The 18,246-nt window shown below is 72.5% G+C and carries 9 protein-coding genes; 2 read left to right on the top strand and 7 right to left on the bottom strand.

Features of this window, described 5'->3' with window-relative positions:
• Position 1: 1 nt before the first annotated feature.
• From pyk to pta, 3 genes are all read right to left on the bottom strand, one after another.
• Entirely contained in the window at positions 2–1,432 is a 1,431-nt protein-coding gene (gene pyk / locus ACIQBJ_RS27460; protein WP_400715709.1) for a pyruvate kinase, read from the bottom strand.
• A 112-nt stretch (positions 1,433–1,544) separates the two neighbouring features.
• Positions 1,545–2,750 carry an acetate/propionate family kinase gene (locus ACIQBJ_RS27455; protein WP_400715707.1) on the bottom strand — a complete coding sequence of 402 codons (1,206 nt, stop codon included), beginning with the start codon at positions 2,748–2,750 and terminating at the stop codon, positions 1,545–1,547.
• Positions 2,747–4,885, bottom strand: coding sequence for a phosphate acetyltransferase (pta, locus tag ACIQBJ_RS27450; protein ID WP_400715835.1), 2,139 nt, complete (start codon positions 4,883–4,885; stop codon positions 2,747–2,749). Before pta ends, ACIQBJ_RS27455 begins: the two co-directional genes overlap by 4 nt.
• Positions 4,886–5,165: 280 nt before the next feature.
• On the opposite strand from pta, the gene ACIQBJ_RS27445 reads away from it, so the two are divergent.
• A complete protein-coding gene (locus ACIQBJ_RS27445) occupies positions 5,166–6,347 on the top strand; it encodes a Fic family protein (protein WP_400715705.1) in 1,182 nt (393 codons plus the stop codon).
• Positions 6,348–6,431: 84 nt separating this feature from the next.
• Here ACIQBJ_RS27445 and glgB read toward each other — a convergent pair whose 3' ends face one another.
• From glgB to ACIQBJ_RS27425, 4 genes are all read right to left on the bottom strand, one after another.
• The gene (glgB, locus tag ACIQBJ_RS27440; RefSeq protein WP_400715703.1) at positions 6,432–8,912 is read right to left on the bottom strand and encodes a 1,4-alpha-glucan branching protein GlgB; all 2,481 of its coding nucleotides are present in this window, start codon (positions 8,910–8,912) and stop codon (positions 6,432–6,434) included.
• Between the two features lie 157 nt (positions 8,913–9,069).
• Positions 9,070–10,557, bottom strand: coding sequence for a maltokinase (locus ACIQBJ_RS27435; protein WP_400715701.1), 1,488 nt, complete (start codon positions 10,555–10,557; stop codon positions 9,070–9,072).
• A gap of 271 nt (positions 10,558–10,828) precedes the next feature.
• Positions 10,829–12,547, bottom strand: a complete 1,719-nt coding sequence (gene treS / locus ACIQBJ_RS27430) for a maltose alpha-D-glucosyltransferase (RefSeq protein WP_400715699.1) — start codon at positions 12,545–12,547, stop codon at positions 10,829–10,831.
• Positions 12,544–14,499 carry an alpha-1,4-glucan--maltose-1-phosphate maltosyltransferase gene (locus tag ACIQBJ_RS27425; protein ID WP_400715833.1) on the bottom strand — a complete coding sequence of 652 codons (1,956 nt, stop codon included), beginning with the start codon at positions 14,497–14,499 and terminating at the stop codon, positions 12,544–12,546. Before ACIQBJ_RS27425 ends, treS begins: the two co-directional genes overlap by 4 nt.
• A gap of 1,071 nt (positions 14,500–15,570) precedes the next feature.
• On the opposite strand from ACIQBJ_RS27425, the gene glgP reads away from it, so the two are divergent.
• Complete coding sequence (gene glgP / locus ACIQBJ_RS27420) at positions 15,571–18,243, top strand: alpha-glucan family phosphorylase (protein ID WP_400715697.1); 2,673 nt, start codon at positions 15,571–15,573, stop codon at positions 18,241–18,243.
• Positions 18,244–18,246 lie beyond the last annotated feature (3 nt).

Here is an 18,246-nt window from a genome sequence, read left to right as displayed (position 1 = left end):
CTCAGCCGTCGGAGCGGGCGCCCAGGTGGTGCACCTGGACCATGTTGGTGGTGCCCGGGATGCCGACCGGCACACCGGCCGTGACGATCACGGTGTCGCCCTCGGAGAGGCGGCCCATCTTCAGCAGCTCGCGGTCGACCTGCTCGACCATCTCGTCGGTGGTGGCCACCTGCTCCGAGACGTACGCCTCGACGCCCCAGCTCAGCGAGAGCTGGTTGCGGGTGGCGACGTCCGGGGTGAAGGCGATCACCGGGATCGGCGAGCGGTAGCGGGACAGCCGGCGCGCGGTGTCACCGGACTTGGTGAACGCGACCAGCGCCTTGCCGTCGAGGAAGTCGCCCAGCTCGCACGCGGCGCGGGCGACCGAGCCGCCCTGGGTGCGCGGCTTGCGGCCCGGGTTGAGCGGCTGGAGGCCCTGCGAGAGCAGCTCCTCCTCGGCCTTCTCGGCGATCCGGCTCATGGTCTTGACGGTCTCGACCGGGTACTTGCCGACGCTCGACTCGGCGGACAGCATGACCGCGTCGGTGCCGTCCAGGATGGCGTTGGCGACGTCGGAGACCTCGGCGCGGGTCGGGCGCGAGGCGTGGATCATCGACTCCATCATCTGGGTGGCGACGATGACCGGCTTGGCGTTCCGGCGGGCCAGGGTGACCAACTGCTTCTGGACCAGCGGCACCTTCTCCAGCGGGTACTCGACCGCGAGGTCGCCGCGGGCCACCATGATCGCGTCGAAGGCGAGGACGATCTCCTCCATCGCCTCGACGGCCTGCGGCTTCTCGATCTTGGCGATGACCGGCACACGAATGCCGACCTCGTCCATGACCTTGTGCACGTCGTCGATGTCCGCGGCGTTGCGGACGAACGACAGCGCGACCATGTCGACGCCCAGCCGCAGGGCGAAGCGCAGGTCGTCCTTGTCCTTCTCGGACAGCGCGGGGACGTTGACCGCCGCGCCGGGCAGGTTGATGCCCTTGTTGTTGGAGAGCACGCCGCCCTCGACCACCACGGTCTTCACCCGCGGGCCGTCGACGCTGACGACCTCCAGGGCGATGACGCCGTCGTTGATCAGGATCGGGTCGCCGGGCTTCACGTCGCCGGGCAGGCCCTTGTAGGTGGTGCCGCAGATGTGCTGGTCACCGGGGACGTCCTCGGTGGTGATGGTGAACGTGTCGCCGTTGTCCACGGTCACCGGTCCGTTGGCGAAGGTCGCCAGACGGATCTTGGGGCCCTGCAGGTCGGCCAGCACACCGATGGTGCGGCCGGTGTCCTCCGAGACCTGGCGGACCCGGCGGTACCGGTCCTCGTGCTCGGCGTGGGAGCCGTGGCTCATGTTGAGGCGGGCGACGTTCATGCCCGCTTCGACGATGGCCTTCAGCTGTTCGTAGGAGTCCGTCGCGGGACCCAGGGTGCAGACAATTTTCGCTCGGCGCATATCCGTCAGTCTATCCGTTCGTGTTATCGGTGCATTCGGCTCGAACCGTCAGATATCGCCAACGAACATTCCGAGGGGTGGGATACTGACGAGTAGTCATCCCGCGCGGGGCCTACACCTCGTGGACCAGCGCGAACGTCTGCTGGGCGATCTCCAGTTCCTCGTCGGTCGGCACCACGGCCACCGCGACCCGCCCGTACGAGGGCGAGACGACCCGGGCCTCGCGCGAGCGCACCGCGTTCAGCTCCGGATCGACCGAAATGCCCAACTCCTCCAGGTTGGCACAGACTGCGGCCCGCACCTGCGCGGAGTTCTCCCCGACACCCGCCGTGAACGCCACCGCGTCCACCCGGCCCAGCACCGCGTAGTAGCCGCCCAGGTAGCGGCGGATCCGGTGCACGTAGGCGTCGAACGCCAGCGCCGCGTCCTCGTCGCCCTCCTCGGCCCGCCGCCACACCTCGCGCATGTCGTTGTCGCCGCACAGGCCGAGCAGGCCGCTGCGCCGGTTCAGCAGGTCGTCGATCTGATCGACCGTCATCCCGCCCACCCGGTGCAGGTGGAACACCAGGCCCGGGTCCACGTCGCCCGAGCGGGTGCCCATCACCAGGCCCTCCAGCGGGGTCAGGCCCATCGAGGTCTCCACGCACACCCCGCCGGCCACCGCCGAGGCCGAGGCCCCGTTGCCCAGGTGCAGCACGATCACGTTCAGCTCCGCCTGGTCCCGGCCGAGCAGCCGGGCGGTGGCCCGCGAGACGTACTGGTGCGAGGTGCCGTGGAAGCCGTAGCGGCGCACCCGGTACTCGTCCGCGACCCTCCGGTCGATCGCGTACCGGGCCGCGTACTCCGGGATCGTCGCGTGGAAGGCGGTGTCGAACACCGCGACCTGCGGCAGGTCCGGGCGCAGCGCCCGGGCCACCTCGATGCCGGTGATGTTCGCCGGGTTGTGCAGCGGCGCCACCGGGATCAGCCGGCGGATCTCGGCCAGCACCTCGTCGGTGATCAGCGTCGGCCGGGTGAACCGCAGCCCGCCGTGCACCACCCGGTGGCCGATCGCCGCCAGCTCCGGCGAGTCCAGGCCCATCAGGTCCTTCGCCAGCTCCTCGGCGACCGCCGCCAGCGCCTCGCCGTGCCCGTCGAAGCGGCGCAGCGTCTCGCGCGGCTCCCCGACCAGCGGCAGGTGCAGCAGCCGGCCGGCCTCCTCGCCGATCCGCTCGACCAGGCCGGAGGCCGCCCGGGAGCCGTCCAGCATGTCGATCAGCTGGTACTTCACCGAGGACGACCCGGCGTTCAGCACCAGGACACGGGTACCGGCGGTCACTGCGCGCCTCCTGCGGCGTGTGTCGGGCCCTGGGTCCGCGACTGGATCGCGGTGATCGCCACGGTGTTGACGATGTCCTCCACCAGGGCGCCCCGGGACAGGTCGTTCACCGGCTTGTTCAGGCCCTGCAGCACCGGGCCGACCGCGATCGCCCCGGCCGAGCGCTGCACCGCCTTGTAGGTGTTGTTGCCGGTGTTCAGGTCCGGGAAGATCAGCACGGTGGCCCGGCCGGCCACCGGCGAGCCCGGCAGCTTGGTCGCCGCGACGTGCGCGTCCACCGCCGCGTCGTACTGGATCGGCCCCTCCACCAGCAGGTCCGGCCGCAGCTCGCGGACCAGCCCGGTGGCCGCGCGGACCTTGTCCACGTCCGCGCCCGAGCCGGAGGTGCCGGTCGAGTAGGACAGCATCGCCACCCGCGGCTCCACCCCGAACTGGGCCGCCGTCTCCGCCGACTGGATCGCGATGTCGGCCAGCTGCCGGGCGTCCGGGTCCGGGTTGACCGCGCAGTCGCCGTACACCAGCACCCGGTCGGCCAGGCACATGAAGAACACCGAGGAGACGATCGCCGCCCCCGGCGAGGTCTTGATCACCTCGAAGGCCGGGCGGATGGTCGCCGCCGTCGAGTGCGCCGCGCCGGAGACCATGCCGTCCGCGATGCCCTCCTGCACCATCAGGGTGCCGAAGTACGAGACGTCGGTGACCACGTCCAGCGCCCGCTCCACCGTCATGCCCTTGTGCGCCCGGGCCTGCGCGTACAGCTCGGCGAAGCGCGGGCGCAGCGGGCTGGCCGCCGGGTCGACGATCCGGACCTGCGCGCCCGCGTCGCCCGGCTGCGGGAGCTCGATGCCCAGCGCGGCGATCCTGCGGTGCACCGCGTCCGGGTCGCCCAGCAGGGTCAGGTCGCAGATGTTGCGGCGCAGCAGCACCTCGGCGGCGCGCAGCACCCGGTCCTCGGTGCCCTCCGGCAGCACGATGTGCCGGCGGTCCTCGCGGGCCCGCTCCAGCAGCGCGTGCTCGAACATCATCGGGGTCACCCGCTCGGACCGGCTCAGCTCGATCCGGCTGGTCAACTCGGCGGTGTCCACGTGCAGTTCGAACAGGCCGAGGGCGACCTCGGCCTTCCGCGGGTTGTTCGGGCCGATCCGGCCCTCCAGGTGGGTGAGCGCCGCCGCGGTCAGCCAGGAGCCCTCGGTCACCTCCGCCACCGGGGTGCCCGGGGCCAGCCGGGAGGCCAGCGCCATCACGTTCGGGCCCGGGTGCTGACCGAGCGTCAGCAGCACGCCCGCGATCGGCGGGGAGCCCGCCGCGTGCGCCGCCAGCGAGCCGATCACCAGGTCGGCCCGGTCGCCCGGGGTCACCACCAGCGCGCCCTCCGTCAGCGCGTCCAGGAAGGTCGGCAGCATCGCGCCGCCGAACACGAAGCTCCGCACGTCCCGGGACAGGCCCGCCGCGTCGCCCAGCAGCACCTTCGCGCCGGTCGCCTCCACCAGCTGCGCCACCGTCGGCGCGGCCAGCGCGGGCTCCTCCGGGATCACGTACACCGGCACCGGCAGCTTCTCGGCCAGCGCCCGCTGCACCTGCTGCTTGGCGCCCGGCGCGACCCGGTTGGCGATCATCGCCAGGATCGAGCAGCCCAGGTCCCGGTAGGCGCGGTGGGCGTTGCGCACCTCGGCGACCACCGCCTGCGGGTCCTCGTGCTGGCCGCCGACCACCGGCAGGACGCCCGCCCCGAACTCGTTCGCCAGCCGGGCGTTGAAGGCCAGCTCGTCCGGGATGTTCGTCCCCGCGAAGTCGGTGCCCAGCACCAGGACGGCCTGGCAGCGCCGGGCCAGCCGGTGGAAGCGGTCCACCAGCGCCGAGACCAGCTCGTCCTGGCCCCGGGCGGCCTGCAGCGCCGCCGCCTCGTCGTACGTCAGCCCGTACAGCTCCGCCGTCGGCAGGTCCAGCCGGTACCGCCCGCGCAGCAGCTCCACCACGTGGTCGCTGCCCGGCTCCCCGGCGTCCCCCGCGTGCACCAGCGGCCGGAACACCCCCACCCGGTCCACCTGCCGGGTGAGCAGCTCCATCACCCCCAGCTCCACCGCCTGCCGACCGTCCCCCCGGTCGATCCCGGTCACGTACACGCTGCGCGCCACAGTGGAGCTCTCCGTCCGTCCGTCGTCCCAGGCCGCGGTCATACCGACCATACCGTCGTACAACACGCGGAACTTGCTATGGCACCGGTGCTAGCGCCAGGTGGATGATGAGGGTGCTCCATGCGCCCAACCTTGAATTTCAACGGTGAGCGTCAAGCAATCGCGAGTACCTCACCTGAACGTGCAGAACCGCCCTGAGCTGGATGCCTATGCAGTCAGCAGGAATGCAAGGTTGCTTGAGAAGGTCCCCTTACTTTTCAAGGTTGGCTAGCCTCAAGGCATGTCCACCTCTCCTCTGGCGAACTCTCCGATCGGCCTGCTGGTGCCAGTGGGCGGATACGATCCCCGTCGCGGTGCCGACTACTCGGCGTCCGCCTACCTGCCGAACCAGCTCCCCGACGATCTCGTGCTGTCCGGCGCCACCCACAACGCCCTCAGCAGGGCGATGAGCAAGGTGGCCCGGGCGGACCAGGCCATGGTCCAGCTTCCTAATCCCGAACTTCTGGCCCGACTGGTGATCAGGCAGGAGGCCGTCAGTACCTCTGCCATCGAAGGTACGTACGTGCAGATGGAGGAAGTGCTCCAGGCAGACTTCCTCGCCTCGTCGGAGTACAGCGGTGACGTCGCCGAGGTCTACAACTACGTACTGGCGGCCGAGGCCGCGGTGGACTGGATCAGGGAGCCGCGGCCGATCAGCGTTCATCTGCTGGAGTACCTCCAGCGGCAGCTCGTCACCGGCACCACCAGTGACGGCCCCCAGGCCGGTCGAGTGAGGGATGTCCAGGTCTTCATCGGCGTCCAAGGGCACCGGATCGAGGACGCCCGGTTCATTCCGTGCCCACCGGGGCAACGGCTGACGGACGGGCTGCTGCACTGGGAGGCATGGATCAATCGCCCCAGCGATCTGCCACTGCTCGCTCGACTGGCCCTCGGTCACTACCAGTTCGAGACCCTGCACCCTTTCAACGACGGCAATGGCAGACTCGGGCGGCTGGTGATGCTGCTTCAGCTGATCGCTGCGGAGGAGCTGCGGCTGCCGAGCATCGCCCTGTCACCTTGGCTGGAGGCGAACCGGAGGAAGTACCAGGACCACCTCTACCAGGTCAGTGTCACGGGCGACTTCGAGCCGTGGATCGTCTTCGTCTGCCAGGCGATCGAGGCGCAGGCCGTGGCCGCTGTTCGCCGGGTCGACAGACTCGTCGCCGTTCGGAACCGCATGCTCGAAGAGCTGAAGGGGCACAAGGCGAAGGGGACGCCGCTGGAGATCGCCCGGGAGCTGATCGGATACCCGATGCTCACGGTGAACGCGATGAAGGACCGTCACGGTGTCACTTACCAGGCGGCGAACACGGCTGTCCGCCGCCTGGTCGACCTCGGTTACCTCCGCCAGTTCTCGGAGGGCAACTACGACCGCGTCTTCGTCTGCGACGAGGTGCTGGACGTCTTGGTGCAGGCCCCCTGACCCCGGTGTTTCGGCCCGCCGGGGGACACCGGGCGGCTGCGACCGCGCACTCCTCGCTGCAAGGGAGCGTGAGGCCGCAGCCGGTCAGCGGGCCGGGCGGAGCCAGAGGGTGGCGAGGGGCGGGAGGAGGAGTTCGGCGGAGCGGGGCTGGCCGTTCCAGGGGGTGCCCTCGGACTTCACCGGGGCGGAGTTGGTCAGGCCGCTGCCGCCGTACTGCTCGGCGTCGGTGTTGAGCACCTCCTCCCAGAGCTGCTCGGCGCCCTCCAGCCGGGGCAGGCCGACCCGGAAGCCGTGCCGGACCACGGGGGAGAAGTGGCAGACCGCCACCAGCGGGGTGCCGTCGGCGGCGTAGCGGACGAAGGAGAGCACGTTGTCGTCGGCCGCGCCGCCGTCCAGCCAGCGGAAGCCGGCCGGGACGGTGTCCTGCTCGTACAGCGCGGGGGTGTCCCGGTAGACCCGGTTGAGGTCGCCGACCAGGCGCTGCACGCCGCGGTGGTCGCCGTGCGCGGGCCAGCCCTCGTCGAGCACCCACCACTGCGGGCCGCGCTCGTGGTCCCACTCCGCGCCCTGCGCGAACTCCTGCCCCATGAACAGGAGTTGCTTGCCCGGGTGGGCCCACATGAAGCCCAGGTAGGCCCGGTGGTCGGCGCGCTGCTGCCACCAGTCGCCGGGCATCTTGGCGACCAGCGCGCCCTTGCCGTGCACCACCTCGTCGTGCGAGATCGGCAGCACGTAGTTCTCCGAGAACGCGTACACCATCGAGAAGGTCATGTCGTGGTGGTGGTACTTGCGGTGCACCGGCTCCTTGGACATGTAGACCAGCGAGTCGTGCATCCAGCCCATGTTCCACTTCATGCCGAAGCCCAGGCCGCCGGAGTCGGTGGGCCGGGTCACGCCGTCCCAGGCGGTGGACTCCTCGGCCACCGTCAGCACGCCCGGGCAGCGCCGGTACACGGTGGCGTTCATCTCCTGCAGGAAGGCGGCCGCGTCCAGGTTCTCCCGGCCGCCGTACTGGTTGGGCGTCCAGGCGTCGCCCTCGCGGGAGTAGTCGAGGTAGAGCATCGAGGCCACCGCGTCCACCCGCAGGCCATCGACATGGAACTCCTCGCACCAGTACACCGCGTTGGCGACCAGGAAGTTGCGGACCTCGGTGCGCCCGTAGTCGAACTCCAGGGTGCCCCAGTCCGGGTGCTCGGCGCGCAGCGGGTCGGCCGGCTCGTACAGCGGCTCGCCGTCGAAGCGGGACAGCGCGAAGCCGTCCTTCGGGAAGTGCGCCGGAACCCAGTCGACCAGCACGCCGATGCCGTGCCGGTGCAGGGTGTCGACCAGGAAGCGGAAGTCGTCGGGGGTGCCGAGCCGGGCCGTCGGGGCGTAGAAGCCGGACACCTGGTAGCCCCAGGAGCCGCCGAACGGGTGCTCCATCACCGGCATGAACTCGACGTGCGTGAAGCCGAGTTCGGTCAGGTAGCCGGGCAGCACCTCGGCGATCGCCCGGTAGGACGTCAACTCCGGCCGCCAGGAGGCGAGGTGGAGCTCGTAGACGGACATCGGGGCCCGGTGCTGGACCACCTGCGCCCGGCGCGCCATCCAGTCGGCGTCCTGCCACTCGTGGCGGGAGACCGTCACCACCGAGGCGGTGTCCGGCGGGCACTGGGTGGCCCGGGCCAGCGGGTCGGCCTTCTCCAGCCGCTCCCCGCCCCGGGTGAGGATCTGGTACTTGTAGCGCTCGCCCTCGCCGACGCCCGGCAGGAACACCTCCCACACGCCCGAGGAGCCCAGCGAGCGCATCGGCTGCGCGGTGCCGTCCCAGTGGTTGAAGGAGCCGATCACCCGGACCCCGACCGCGTTCGGCGCCCACACCGCGAACGCGGTGCCCGCGACGCCGTCCACGGTGCGGAGGTGCGAGCCGAGGGCCCGCCAGAGCTGCTCGTGCCGGCCCTCGCGGATCAGGTGCAGGTCCAGCTCGCCCAGCGTCGGGGCGAAACGGTAGCCGTCCTCCTGGAGCACCGGCTCGGCGCCCGGGTACGTCACCCGCAGCGTGTAGCGCGGGAAGTCACGGCCCGTCAGCAGACCGGTGAACAGGCCGTCCTGCTGGTGCGTCAGCTCCGCCGGGCCGAGGTCGGTCTCCACCACCACCCGCTCCGCGAACGGGCGCAGCACCCGGACCGCGGTGCCCTCCGGCGTCGCGTGCGCGCCCAGCAGGGCGTGCGGGTCGTGGTGCGCGCCGGAGACCAGCCGCTCCACCTCGGCGGGCGGCAGCGGGGCCTCCGGCAGCCGCAGCGCGGCCCCGGACGGGTCGGCGGCGCGCGCCGCGCGGGCGGGCTCCGGGTGCCGGGCGGCCGTGCCCCGGGCGGTGCCGCGGGCGGTCGTCCGCCCGGCCGGGGCCTTGGCGGTCGGGGCCTTGGCGGTCGGGGTCTTGGCGGTCGGGGTCTTCGCCGCCGGGGTCTTCGCGGCCCGGGAGGGCGCCCGCCCGGCGGCCCCCTCGGTGCGCGGCCCGCCCCGGAACGTGGCCGGGACGGCCGACTGGCGGTCGGCGGACGGGTCGAGCGGACCGAGCGGAGTCACGGCGGAGTCCTCCTGGAGCGGGGTGTCCTGCACGGGGACGCAGGAGCAGTACGGAAGGGGTGGCGGGGAGCGAACGGCGGGGAGGGCAATGACCTTGCGGGGAACGGGAGTTCGGGAGAGCGGGTCGCCCGGCCGCCCACGGGGCGGCCGGGCGGGGTCAGGCGGAGTCGGCCAGGCGGTTGATCGCGGCCAGCGGGATCGGGAGCCAGCCGGGCCGGTGCCGGGCCTCGTACACCACCTCGTAGACGGCCTTGTCGATCTCCAGCGCGCGCATCAGCTCCGGTGCGCCGGCCGGGTCGGCGCCGCCGCCCGCCGTGTAGCCGGCGCAGTACGCGGCGCGGTTGCGGGCCGCCCAGGCCGAGGCCAGGTGGGCCAGCTCCGGGTCCTGGCCGGGGGCGCCGGCCAGCAGGTGGGCGGCCGCGTAGTCGAAGGAGCGGAGCATCGCGGCGACGTCCCGCAGCGCGGGCTGCGGCAGGCGGCGCTCGGCCAGCGGCTTGGCGGGCTCGCCCTCGAAGTCCAGCAGCACCCAGCCCTGCGGGGTGCGCATCGCCTGGCCCAGGTGCAGGTCGCCGTGGACGCGCTGGAGCGGCAGCCCGTCCAGGTCGGCCTCGGTCAGCTGCCGGAAGGCGCCGCGCAGCGCGGAGCGGTAGCGCAGCAGGCCGGGCACCGCGGTGACCGCGGAGTCCAGCCGGTCGGCCATCGCGGCCGCCAGCTCGCCGGTCCTGGCCCGGTCCAGCCGGGCGGTCGGCATGGTGCGGGCCAGCACCCGGTGCACCTCGGCGGTGGCCCGGCCGAGCCGGTGCGCCTCGATCGCGAAGTTGCCGGGCGAGGGGTCGCCCTTCAGCCGGGCGACCTGGTCGAGGGCCAGCTCCCAGCCGTCCTCGGCGTCCGCCAGGTAGTGCTGCAGCAGCCCCAGGGTGGCGGGCTCGGAGCGCTCCAGCCGGCACTCGAACCAGGCGGCGACCCGGGGGATCCGGGTCGAGCCGGCCCGGGACAGCGCCAGCGACAGTTCGAGGTCCGGGTTGGTGCCCGGACTGATCCGGCGGAACAGCTTCAGGATGAACGAAGTGTCGTAGATCACCGAGGAGTTGGACTGCTCCGCGGTGGACGCCCGCCCCGGCAGGTTGCCCGGCAGGCCCGGGCCCGGGGTGCGCCGGAAGGACAGCGGGCCGAACCGGTCGCCGGTGGCCAGGTGCTCCAGCAGCCGGCCCGTCAGCTCCGGGTCGTGCACCGCGTCGTACAGCACCGCGCCGTCGTAGGTACCGCCCGCCAGCCGGCCCAGCACCGCCGTCGGGCCGACCGGGGCCGGCCGCTCCGAGCGGACGCCCAGCAGCAGCTGGTAGACGTCGTCCGGCCCGGGGGCCGCGCCGCCGTGCTCCACCCGCAGCAGCAGGTGCAGCAGTGCCGGGTCGCCGACCTGGAGCGGGGTGCCGACCACCGGGGTGAGGGCGGCGATCGGGCGGCCCTTGCCGGCGTACCAGCGCTGGGTGGGAAGCCATTCGGCGATCAGCGGCAGCGCCGCCTGGACCAGCTCGCTGACTCCCGCGGCGGTTCTCCGCGCCCCCGGCGCCCGCGTCCCGACCGGCCCGGGGGCGTCGGAGGGCTCGCGGTGCAGGTGGGCTCGAGAACGGGAGGGTTCGGACATGACTCCCTTTCCCCGGAAGCGGGCGGCTCCCCGACGGATCGTGGCCGGGCCCTTCAGTCTTCCGGATTTCGGCGGCGCGGCGGCGGCGGCACGCGAGCCGCGGCTCGGTGTCACGCCTTCGTGTGGGTGGCCGTTGGGCTGTTCTCCGTACGCGGTGGTGCGAAGACCCCCGGGGGTGCGCGGAGACCCGCGCACCCCCGGAGGGTGACGTCCCGTTCGGGGCCTGACGAGGGATCGTTGCTTCGTGGACGTGCTGCGGCGGCTCCGGCCGCTACCGCGAACCGGACGGGTCCGTCCGGGCCTGGCGCAGCTGGAACCAGTAGAACCCGTGGCCGGCCAGCGTCAGCAGGTACGGCCACTCGCCGATGGTGGGGAAGCGCACGCCGCCGATCAGCTCGACCGGGTAGCGCCCCCCGTACTGCCGCAGGTCCAGTTCGGTCGGCTGCGCGAACCGCGAGAAGTTGTTCACGCACATGACCAGGTCGCCCTCGTACTCGCGGACGAAGGCCAGCACCGAGGGATTGCTGGAGGGCAGTTCGGTGTAGCTGCCGAGGCCGAACGCGGGGTTGAGCTTCCGGATCTCGATCATGCGGCGCGTCCAGTGCAGCAGCGAACTCGAACTGCTCTGCTGCGCCTCGACGTTGGTCACCTGAAAGCCGTACACCGGGTCCATGATGGGCGGCAGACTGAGCCTGCCCGGGTCCGCCGACGAGAAACCCGCGTTGCGGTCCGGGGTCCACTGCATCGGGGTGCGGACGCCGTCCCGGTCGCCCAGCCAGATGTTGTCGCCCATGCCGATCTCGTCGCCGTAGTACAGCACCGGCGAACCGGGCAGCGAGAGCAGCAGCGCGGTGAACAGCTCGACCTGGTTGCGGTCGTTCTCCAGCAGCGGCGAGAGCCGGCGGCGGATGCCCACGTTGGCCCGCATCCGCGGGTCCTTCGCGTACTCCGCGTACATGTAGTCGCGCTCCTCGTCGGTGACCATCTCCAGGGTCAGCTCGTCGTGGTTGCGCAGGAAGATGCCCCACTGGCAGCCCGAGGGGATCGCCGGGGTCTTCGCCAGGATCTCCGAGACCGGGTAGCGGGACTCCCGGCGGACCGCCATGAAGATCCGCGGCATCACCGGGAAGTGGAACGCCATGTGGCACTCGTCGCCGCCGGAGGCGAAGTCGCCGAAGTAGTCGACCACGTCCTCCGGCCACTGGTTGGCCTCGGCCAGCAGCACGGTGTCCGGGTAGTTGGCGTCGATCTCCTTGCGGACCATCCGCAGGAAGTCGTGCGTCTCCGGCAGGTTCTCGCAGTTGGTGCCCTCGCGGGCGTACAGGTACGGCACCGCGTCCAGCCGGAAGCCGTCGATGCCGAGGTCCAGCCAGAACTTCAGCGCCGCCAGCACCTCCTCCTGCACCTGCGGGTTGTCGTAGTTGAGGTCGGGCTGGTGGCTGAAGAACCGGTGCCAGTAGTACTGCTTGCGGACCGGGTCGAAGGTCCAGTTCGAGGACTCGGTGTCGACGAAGATGATCCGCGCGTCCGGGTACTGCTTGTCGTCGTCGGCCCACATGTAGAAGTCGCCGTACGGGCCGTCCGGGTCGCTCCGGGAGGCCTGGAACCACGGGTGCTGGTCGCTGGTGTGGTTCACCACGAAGTCGATGATCACCCGCATGCCGCGCAGGTGCGCGGCGTCCACGAACTCCACGAAGTCGGCCAGGTTGCCGAACTCCGGGAGCACCGACTGGTAGTCCGAGACGTCGTAACCGCCGTCCCGGAGCGGGGAGTTCATGAACGGGGGCAGCCAGAGGCAGTCCACCCCCAGCCACTGGAGGTAGTCGAGCCGGGAGGTGAGCCCCTTGAGGTCTCCGACGCCGTCGCCGTTGCTGTCCTGGAACGAGCGGACCAGGACCTCGTAGAAGACCGCGCGTTTGAACCACTCCGGGTCGCGGTCCCGGGCGGGGGTGTCGGCGAAGGTGTCGGGGACGGGCTCGTTGACTGTCACTGCGGGTTCCTCCGAACCGTGAGGAGGTGGGCCGGCCCGGAAGAGGGATCGAGCCGGACGTAGTTGTGACGGCCCCAGGCGTAGGTGGCGCCGGTCAGCTCGTCGTGCACCGTCAGCGGCCCCGGCGCGTCGAGCGTCACCGTGGCCTCCTGGACGTGGTGCGGGTCCAGGTTGACCACGCAGATCACGTGGTCCTCCAGGCCGTCCTCGGTCACGGCGGTCTTGGAGAACGCGATGATCCGGTCGTTGTCGACGGAGTGGAAGCGCAGGTCGCGCAGCTGCTGCAGGGCCGGGTGCCGGCGGCGCAGCCGGTTCAGCGCCGTCAGCAGCGGGGCCAGCGAGTCCTGCCGGGACCAGTCGCGCGGCCGCAGCTCGTACTTCTCCGAGTGCAGGTACTCCTCCGAGCCGGGGTTCACCGCCTCGTTCTCGAACAGCTCGAAGCCCGCGTACACCCCGAAGGTGGGGGAGAGCGTCGCCGCCAGCACCGCGCGCACCGCGAACGCGGCCGGGCCGCCGTGCTGCAGGTACTCGGGCAGGATGTCCGGGGTGTTGGCGAAGAAGTTCGGCCGCATGTACGCGGCGGCCTCGCCGGTCAGCTCGGTCAGGTACTCCGTCAGCTCCGGCTTGGTGTCCCGCCAGGTGAAGTACGTGTAGGACTGGTGGAAGCCCACCTTGCCCAGGGTGTGCATCATCGCCGGGCGGGTGAACGCCTCCGCCAGGAACAGCACGTCCGGGTCGGTGCGGGCGACGTCCGCCAGCACCTTCTCCCAGAAGTTCACCGGCTTGGTGTGCGGGTTGTCGACCCGGAAGATCCGCACCCCGCGGGCCATCCAGAACCGCAGCACCCGCAGCGTCTCGCGGACGATCCCGTCGAAGTCCTGGTCGAAGTTGACCGGGTAGATGTCCTGGTACTTCTTCGGCGGGTTCTCGGCGTACGCGATGGTGCCGTCCGCGCGGTGGCTGAACCACTCCGGGTGCTTCTGCACCCACGGGTGGTCCGGCGAGCACTGCAGCGCGAAGTCCAGCGCCACCTCCAGGCCCAGCGCCCCCGCCTCGGCCACGAAGTGGTCGAAGTCCTCGATCGTGCCGAGGTCCGGGTGGACGGCGTCGTGCCCGCCCTCCGGCGAGCCGATCGCCCACGGGGAGCCGACGTCCCGCGGACCGGCCGTCAGCGAGTTGTCCGGACCCTTGCGGTGCGCCCGGCCGATCGGGTGGACCGGCGGCAGGTACACCACGTCGAAGCCCATCGCCGCCACCGCGGGCAGCCGCTCGGCCGCCGTCCGGAAGGTGCCGGAGACCGGCGGCTCGACGCCCGACGGGTCGACCACCGCGCCCTCCGAGCGCGGGAAGAACTCGTACCAGGAGCCGAACAGCGCCCGCTTGCGGTCCACCTGCAGCGGCTGCGGACGGGTCGCCGAGACCAGCTCGCGCAGCGGGTACCGGGCCAGCAGCGCCGTCACCTCCGGGTCCAGCGCCGCCGCGTAGCGGCTCAGCGGCGGCAGCCCCGGGTCGCGCAGCGCGTCCACCGCCGCCAGCACCACCGGCCGGCCGTCCTTCTTCGGCACCCCGCCGGCCGCGCGCTCCAGCAGCTGCGCGCCCTCCTCCAGCACCAGCGCGGTGTCGATCCCGACCGGCAGCTTCACCGCGGCGTGCTTCTTCCAGGTCGCCACCGGGTCCGACCACGCCTCCACCAGGTACGACCAGCGGCCCGGCGCGGTCGGCGTGACGTGCGCGCCCCAGCGGTCGCTGCCCTCGGACAGCTCGCGCATCGGCGTCCACGGGCCGCTGCGGCCGCGCGGGTCGCGCAGCACCACGTTGGCGCCGACCGCGTCGTGGCCCTCCCGGAAGACCGTGGCGGAGACCAGGAAGCGCTCCCCCTCCACGGCCTTGGCCGGACGCCGACCGGCGTCGACGAGCGGGGAGACGTCAAGCACGGGGATGCGGCCGATCACGGTGTCGCTCTCTGTCGTCTTGCGGGCGGTACGGGTGGGACCGGCGGTGCGGGGGGAACCGGCCGGGGACTTCTTCGCGGCCCTGCGCGGGGGCTTCGCGGCGGTGGCGCCGGTGTCGGCGCCCCGGCCGTCGACGGTGCTGGTCGTGCTGGTCGCGGTGGTCGCGGTGCTGGTCGCGGTGGCGGTGGCGCCGGCGGGCCCGGTGGGGTCCGAACTCCCCTCGGCGGCAACGGACCTGACGGTGGTGGTCCGTTTCGCGGCGGCCTTGCGCGGGGTGCCCGCGGCGCGTTTCGCGGCCGGTTCGGCCGCTCTCCGGCGCGCCGCCCCGGCCCGCGGGGACGGCACCGGGGGTTCCCCGGCCGACGCCGGGTCGGTCGCGTCGTCCGTCGGCACCGTGGACTGGTCCCGTGTGTCGCCGTGCATGCCAAGCTCCTGCCCGAGATCGGCGGCCTCCCGCGGCAGCGGCGCGGCGGGGAGGGCCGGGAGGACTACTGGGTAGAGGACGGACGCGCGACCGGGTCCTGCCGTGCCGACGCACCCCGCCACCCCCGCCCGCCGGACCCGGCCGTGCGGCGGCGTGCCGAGCGGAGCGCACGTGTCCCGGCGTGCGTCGCCTCGGTGCACGCCCCCGCGTGACCCAACCCACCGGCAAACGACGGGGCCGGGAACAAGGACACGCGAAGGCCCGGCAACTGGGGCCGAACGGGCGAAGGGGGAGGGAGGGGGTGAGGGTTCGTCGAACAGGGCATGAACCGGCCGAAGGCAGCGGAGAGCGACCACCCGATCGCGCACCGCAGCAACCACGACCTTGTTGCATCCTCGCACCACCGGCAAGAGCTACGTGCGGGTAGGCGCGCGGTTTCGGCCGGTATGCAACGGTGAAACGGACAACGGCAACACCGCCGTCCCCAGAAGTTCACACCTGACGGCGCGTCCGATCCCGGCTTGCGCCCCTTGTGCGCCCCGATCTGCCACCGCGCGCCCGGAACGATCTCAACACTGCTCCGAACGGGTGCGGCGCGCGGGAGTTGACGCCCCCTCAGGCGTGCGTCCGGGTCTACGCTCCATGCCGTGAAGGCAATCCGCAGGTTCACCGTCCGCACCGTCCTGCCCGAACAACTGCAGCCACTGCACGAGCTCGCGCTGAACCTCCGCTGGTCCTGGCACCCCGAGACGAGGGAGCTGTTCCGCTCCGTCGACCCCGAGGTCTGGGCCGCCGTCGGAGAGGACCCGGTCCGACTGCTCGGCGAGGTCCCCGCCACCAAACTCGCCGCACTCGCCGGCGACCGGCGCTTCCTGCGCCGCCTCGGCGACCTGGCCGACGACCTGCGCGACTACCTGACCGGACCGCGCTGGTACCAGAACGCCGACGCCGCCGACCCGCTGCCCGCCGCCGTCGCCTACTTCTCCCCCGAGTACGGCATCGCCGCCGCCCTCCCGCAGTACTCCGGCGGCCTCGGCATCCTGGCCGGCGACCACCTCAAGGCCGCCTCCGACCTCGGCGTCCCGATCATCGGCGTCGGACTCTTCTACCGGCACGGCTACTTCCGGCAGTCCCTCGACCGGGACGGCTGGCAGCAGGAGCGCTACCCCCTGCTCGACCCCGACGCGCTCGCCGTCACCCTGCTCCGCGAGGCCGACGGCACCCCCTGCCGGATCGACCTCGCGCTCCCCGGCGGCCGCACCCTGGCCGCCCAGGTCTGGCGCGCCCAGGTCGGCCGGGTTCCGCTGCTGCTGCTCGACTCCGACATCGAGGCCAACAGCCCCGCCGAACGCGACGTCACCGACCGCCTCTACGGCGGCGGCAGCGAACACCGGCTGCTGCAGGAAATACTGCTGGGCATCGGCGGCGTCCGCGCCGTCCGGACGTACTGCCGGCTCACCGGCCACCCCGAGCCCGAGGTGTTCCACACCAACGAGGGCCACGCCGGGTTCCTCGGCCTGGAGCGGATCAGCGAACTCACCGGCGCCCACCCGGACCTGGGCTTCGCCGACGCGCTGGAGGCCGTCCGGGCCGGCACCGTCTTCACCACCCACACGCCCGTCCCGGCCGGCATCGACCGCTTCGACCGGGAGCTGGTGGCCCGGCACTTCGGCGGCGACGCGGCCCTCCCCGGCGTCCCGGTCGAGCAGGCGCTCGCGCTCGGCGCCGAGAGCTGGCCCGACGGCGACCCCAAGCTGTTCAACATGGCCGCGATGGGCCTGCGGCTCGCCCAGCGCGCCAACGGCGTCTCCACCCTGCACGGCGCCGTCAGCCGGGAGATGTTCCGCGGCCTGTGGCCGGGATTCGACGCCCCCGAGGTCCCGATCACCTCGATCACCAACGGCGTGCACGCCCCCACCTGGATCGACCCCGCCGTCGTCCGGCTCGGCGCCACCGAGATCGGCCAGGAGCGCGCCGAGGCCGCGATGGCCGTCGGCACCGCCGCCCAGTGGACCGGCCTGGAGCGGATCGGCAACACCGAGGTCTGGGAACTGCGCCGCACCCTGCGCGCCCAACTCGTCGAGGAGGCCCGCGGCCGGCTCCGCGCCTCCTGGCGGCAGCGCGGCGCGGGCGAGGCCGAACTCGGCTGGACCGGCGCCGTCCTCGACCCCGACGTGCTCACCATCGGCTTCGCCCGCCGGGTCCCCTCGTACAAGCGGCTCACCCTGATGCTCCGTGACCCGGCCCGGCTGCGCGCGCTGCTGCTGCACCCCGAGCGTCCGGTGCAGATCGTGGTGGCCGGCAAGGCGCACCCCGCCGACGACGGCGGCAAGCGGCTGATCCAGCAGCTCGTCGCGTTCGCGGACGACCCCGCGGTGCGGCACCGGATCGTCTTCCTGCCCGACTACGACATGGCGATGGCCACCGCCCTGTACCCCGGCTGCGACGTCTGGCTGAACAACCCGCTCCGCCCGCTGGAGGCCTGCGGCACCTCCGGCATGAAGGCCGCGCTGAACGGCTGCCTCAACCTGTCCATCCTGGACGGCTGGTGGGACGAGTGGTACGACGGCCAGAACGGCTGGGCCATCCCCACCGCCGACGGCGGCACCGGCGAGGGCGTCCTCGACCCGGACAGCCCCGAGGCCGAACGGCGCGACGACATCGAGGCCGCCGCGCTCTACGACCTGATCGAGCACCAGGTCGCGGCCCGGTTCTACGACCGCGGCGAGGACGGCCTCCCGCACCGCTGGATCTCGATGGTCCGGCACACCCTCGTCACCCTCGGCCCGAAGGTGCTGGCCGGGCGGATGGTCCGCGAGTACGTCGAGCGGCTGTACGCCCCCGCGGCGGACGCCCGGCGGCAACTGGCCGGCGGCGACGGCGGGTACGCGGCGGCGAAGGCCCTGGCGGGCTGGAAGGCCGCCGTCCGCGAGGGCTGGCCGGCCGTCCGGGTCGAGCACGTCGAGGCCGACGGGACGGGCGAGGCCCAGGAGCTCGGCACGACACTGGCCCTCCGGGTCCAGGTCGCGCTCGGCCGGCTCCGGCCCGAGGACGTCGAGGTGCAGGTGGTCTCCGGGCGGGTCGACGAGAGCGACCGGATCTCCGAGGCGACCGCGCTCGCCCTCAAGCCCGCCGCGGGCGGCACCGACCTCGACGGCCGGGTCCGCTACGAGGGCCACCTCGAACTCGCCCGCACCGGGCCCTTCGGCTACACCGTCCGCGTCCTGCCGTCCCACCCGCGACTCGCCTCGATCGCCGAACTCGGCCTGGTGGCCGTACCGGTGGAGCCGGGCGGGATCGACTCGGGGGTGCTGCGCTAGGGG

It is taken from the genome of Kitasatospora sp. NPDC088391, assembly GCF_044753345.1.
In the GTDB taxonomy this organism is placed as follows: domain Bacteria; phylum Actinomycetota; class Actinomycetes; order Streptomycetales; family Streptomycetaceae; genus Kitasatospora.
The sequence above is the reverse complement of the archived record's forward strand: the minus strand, read 5'-3'. Positions and strand labels throughout refer to the sequence as shown.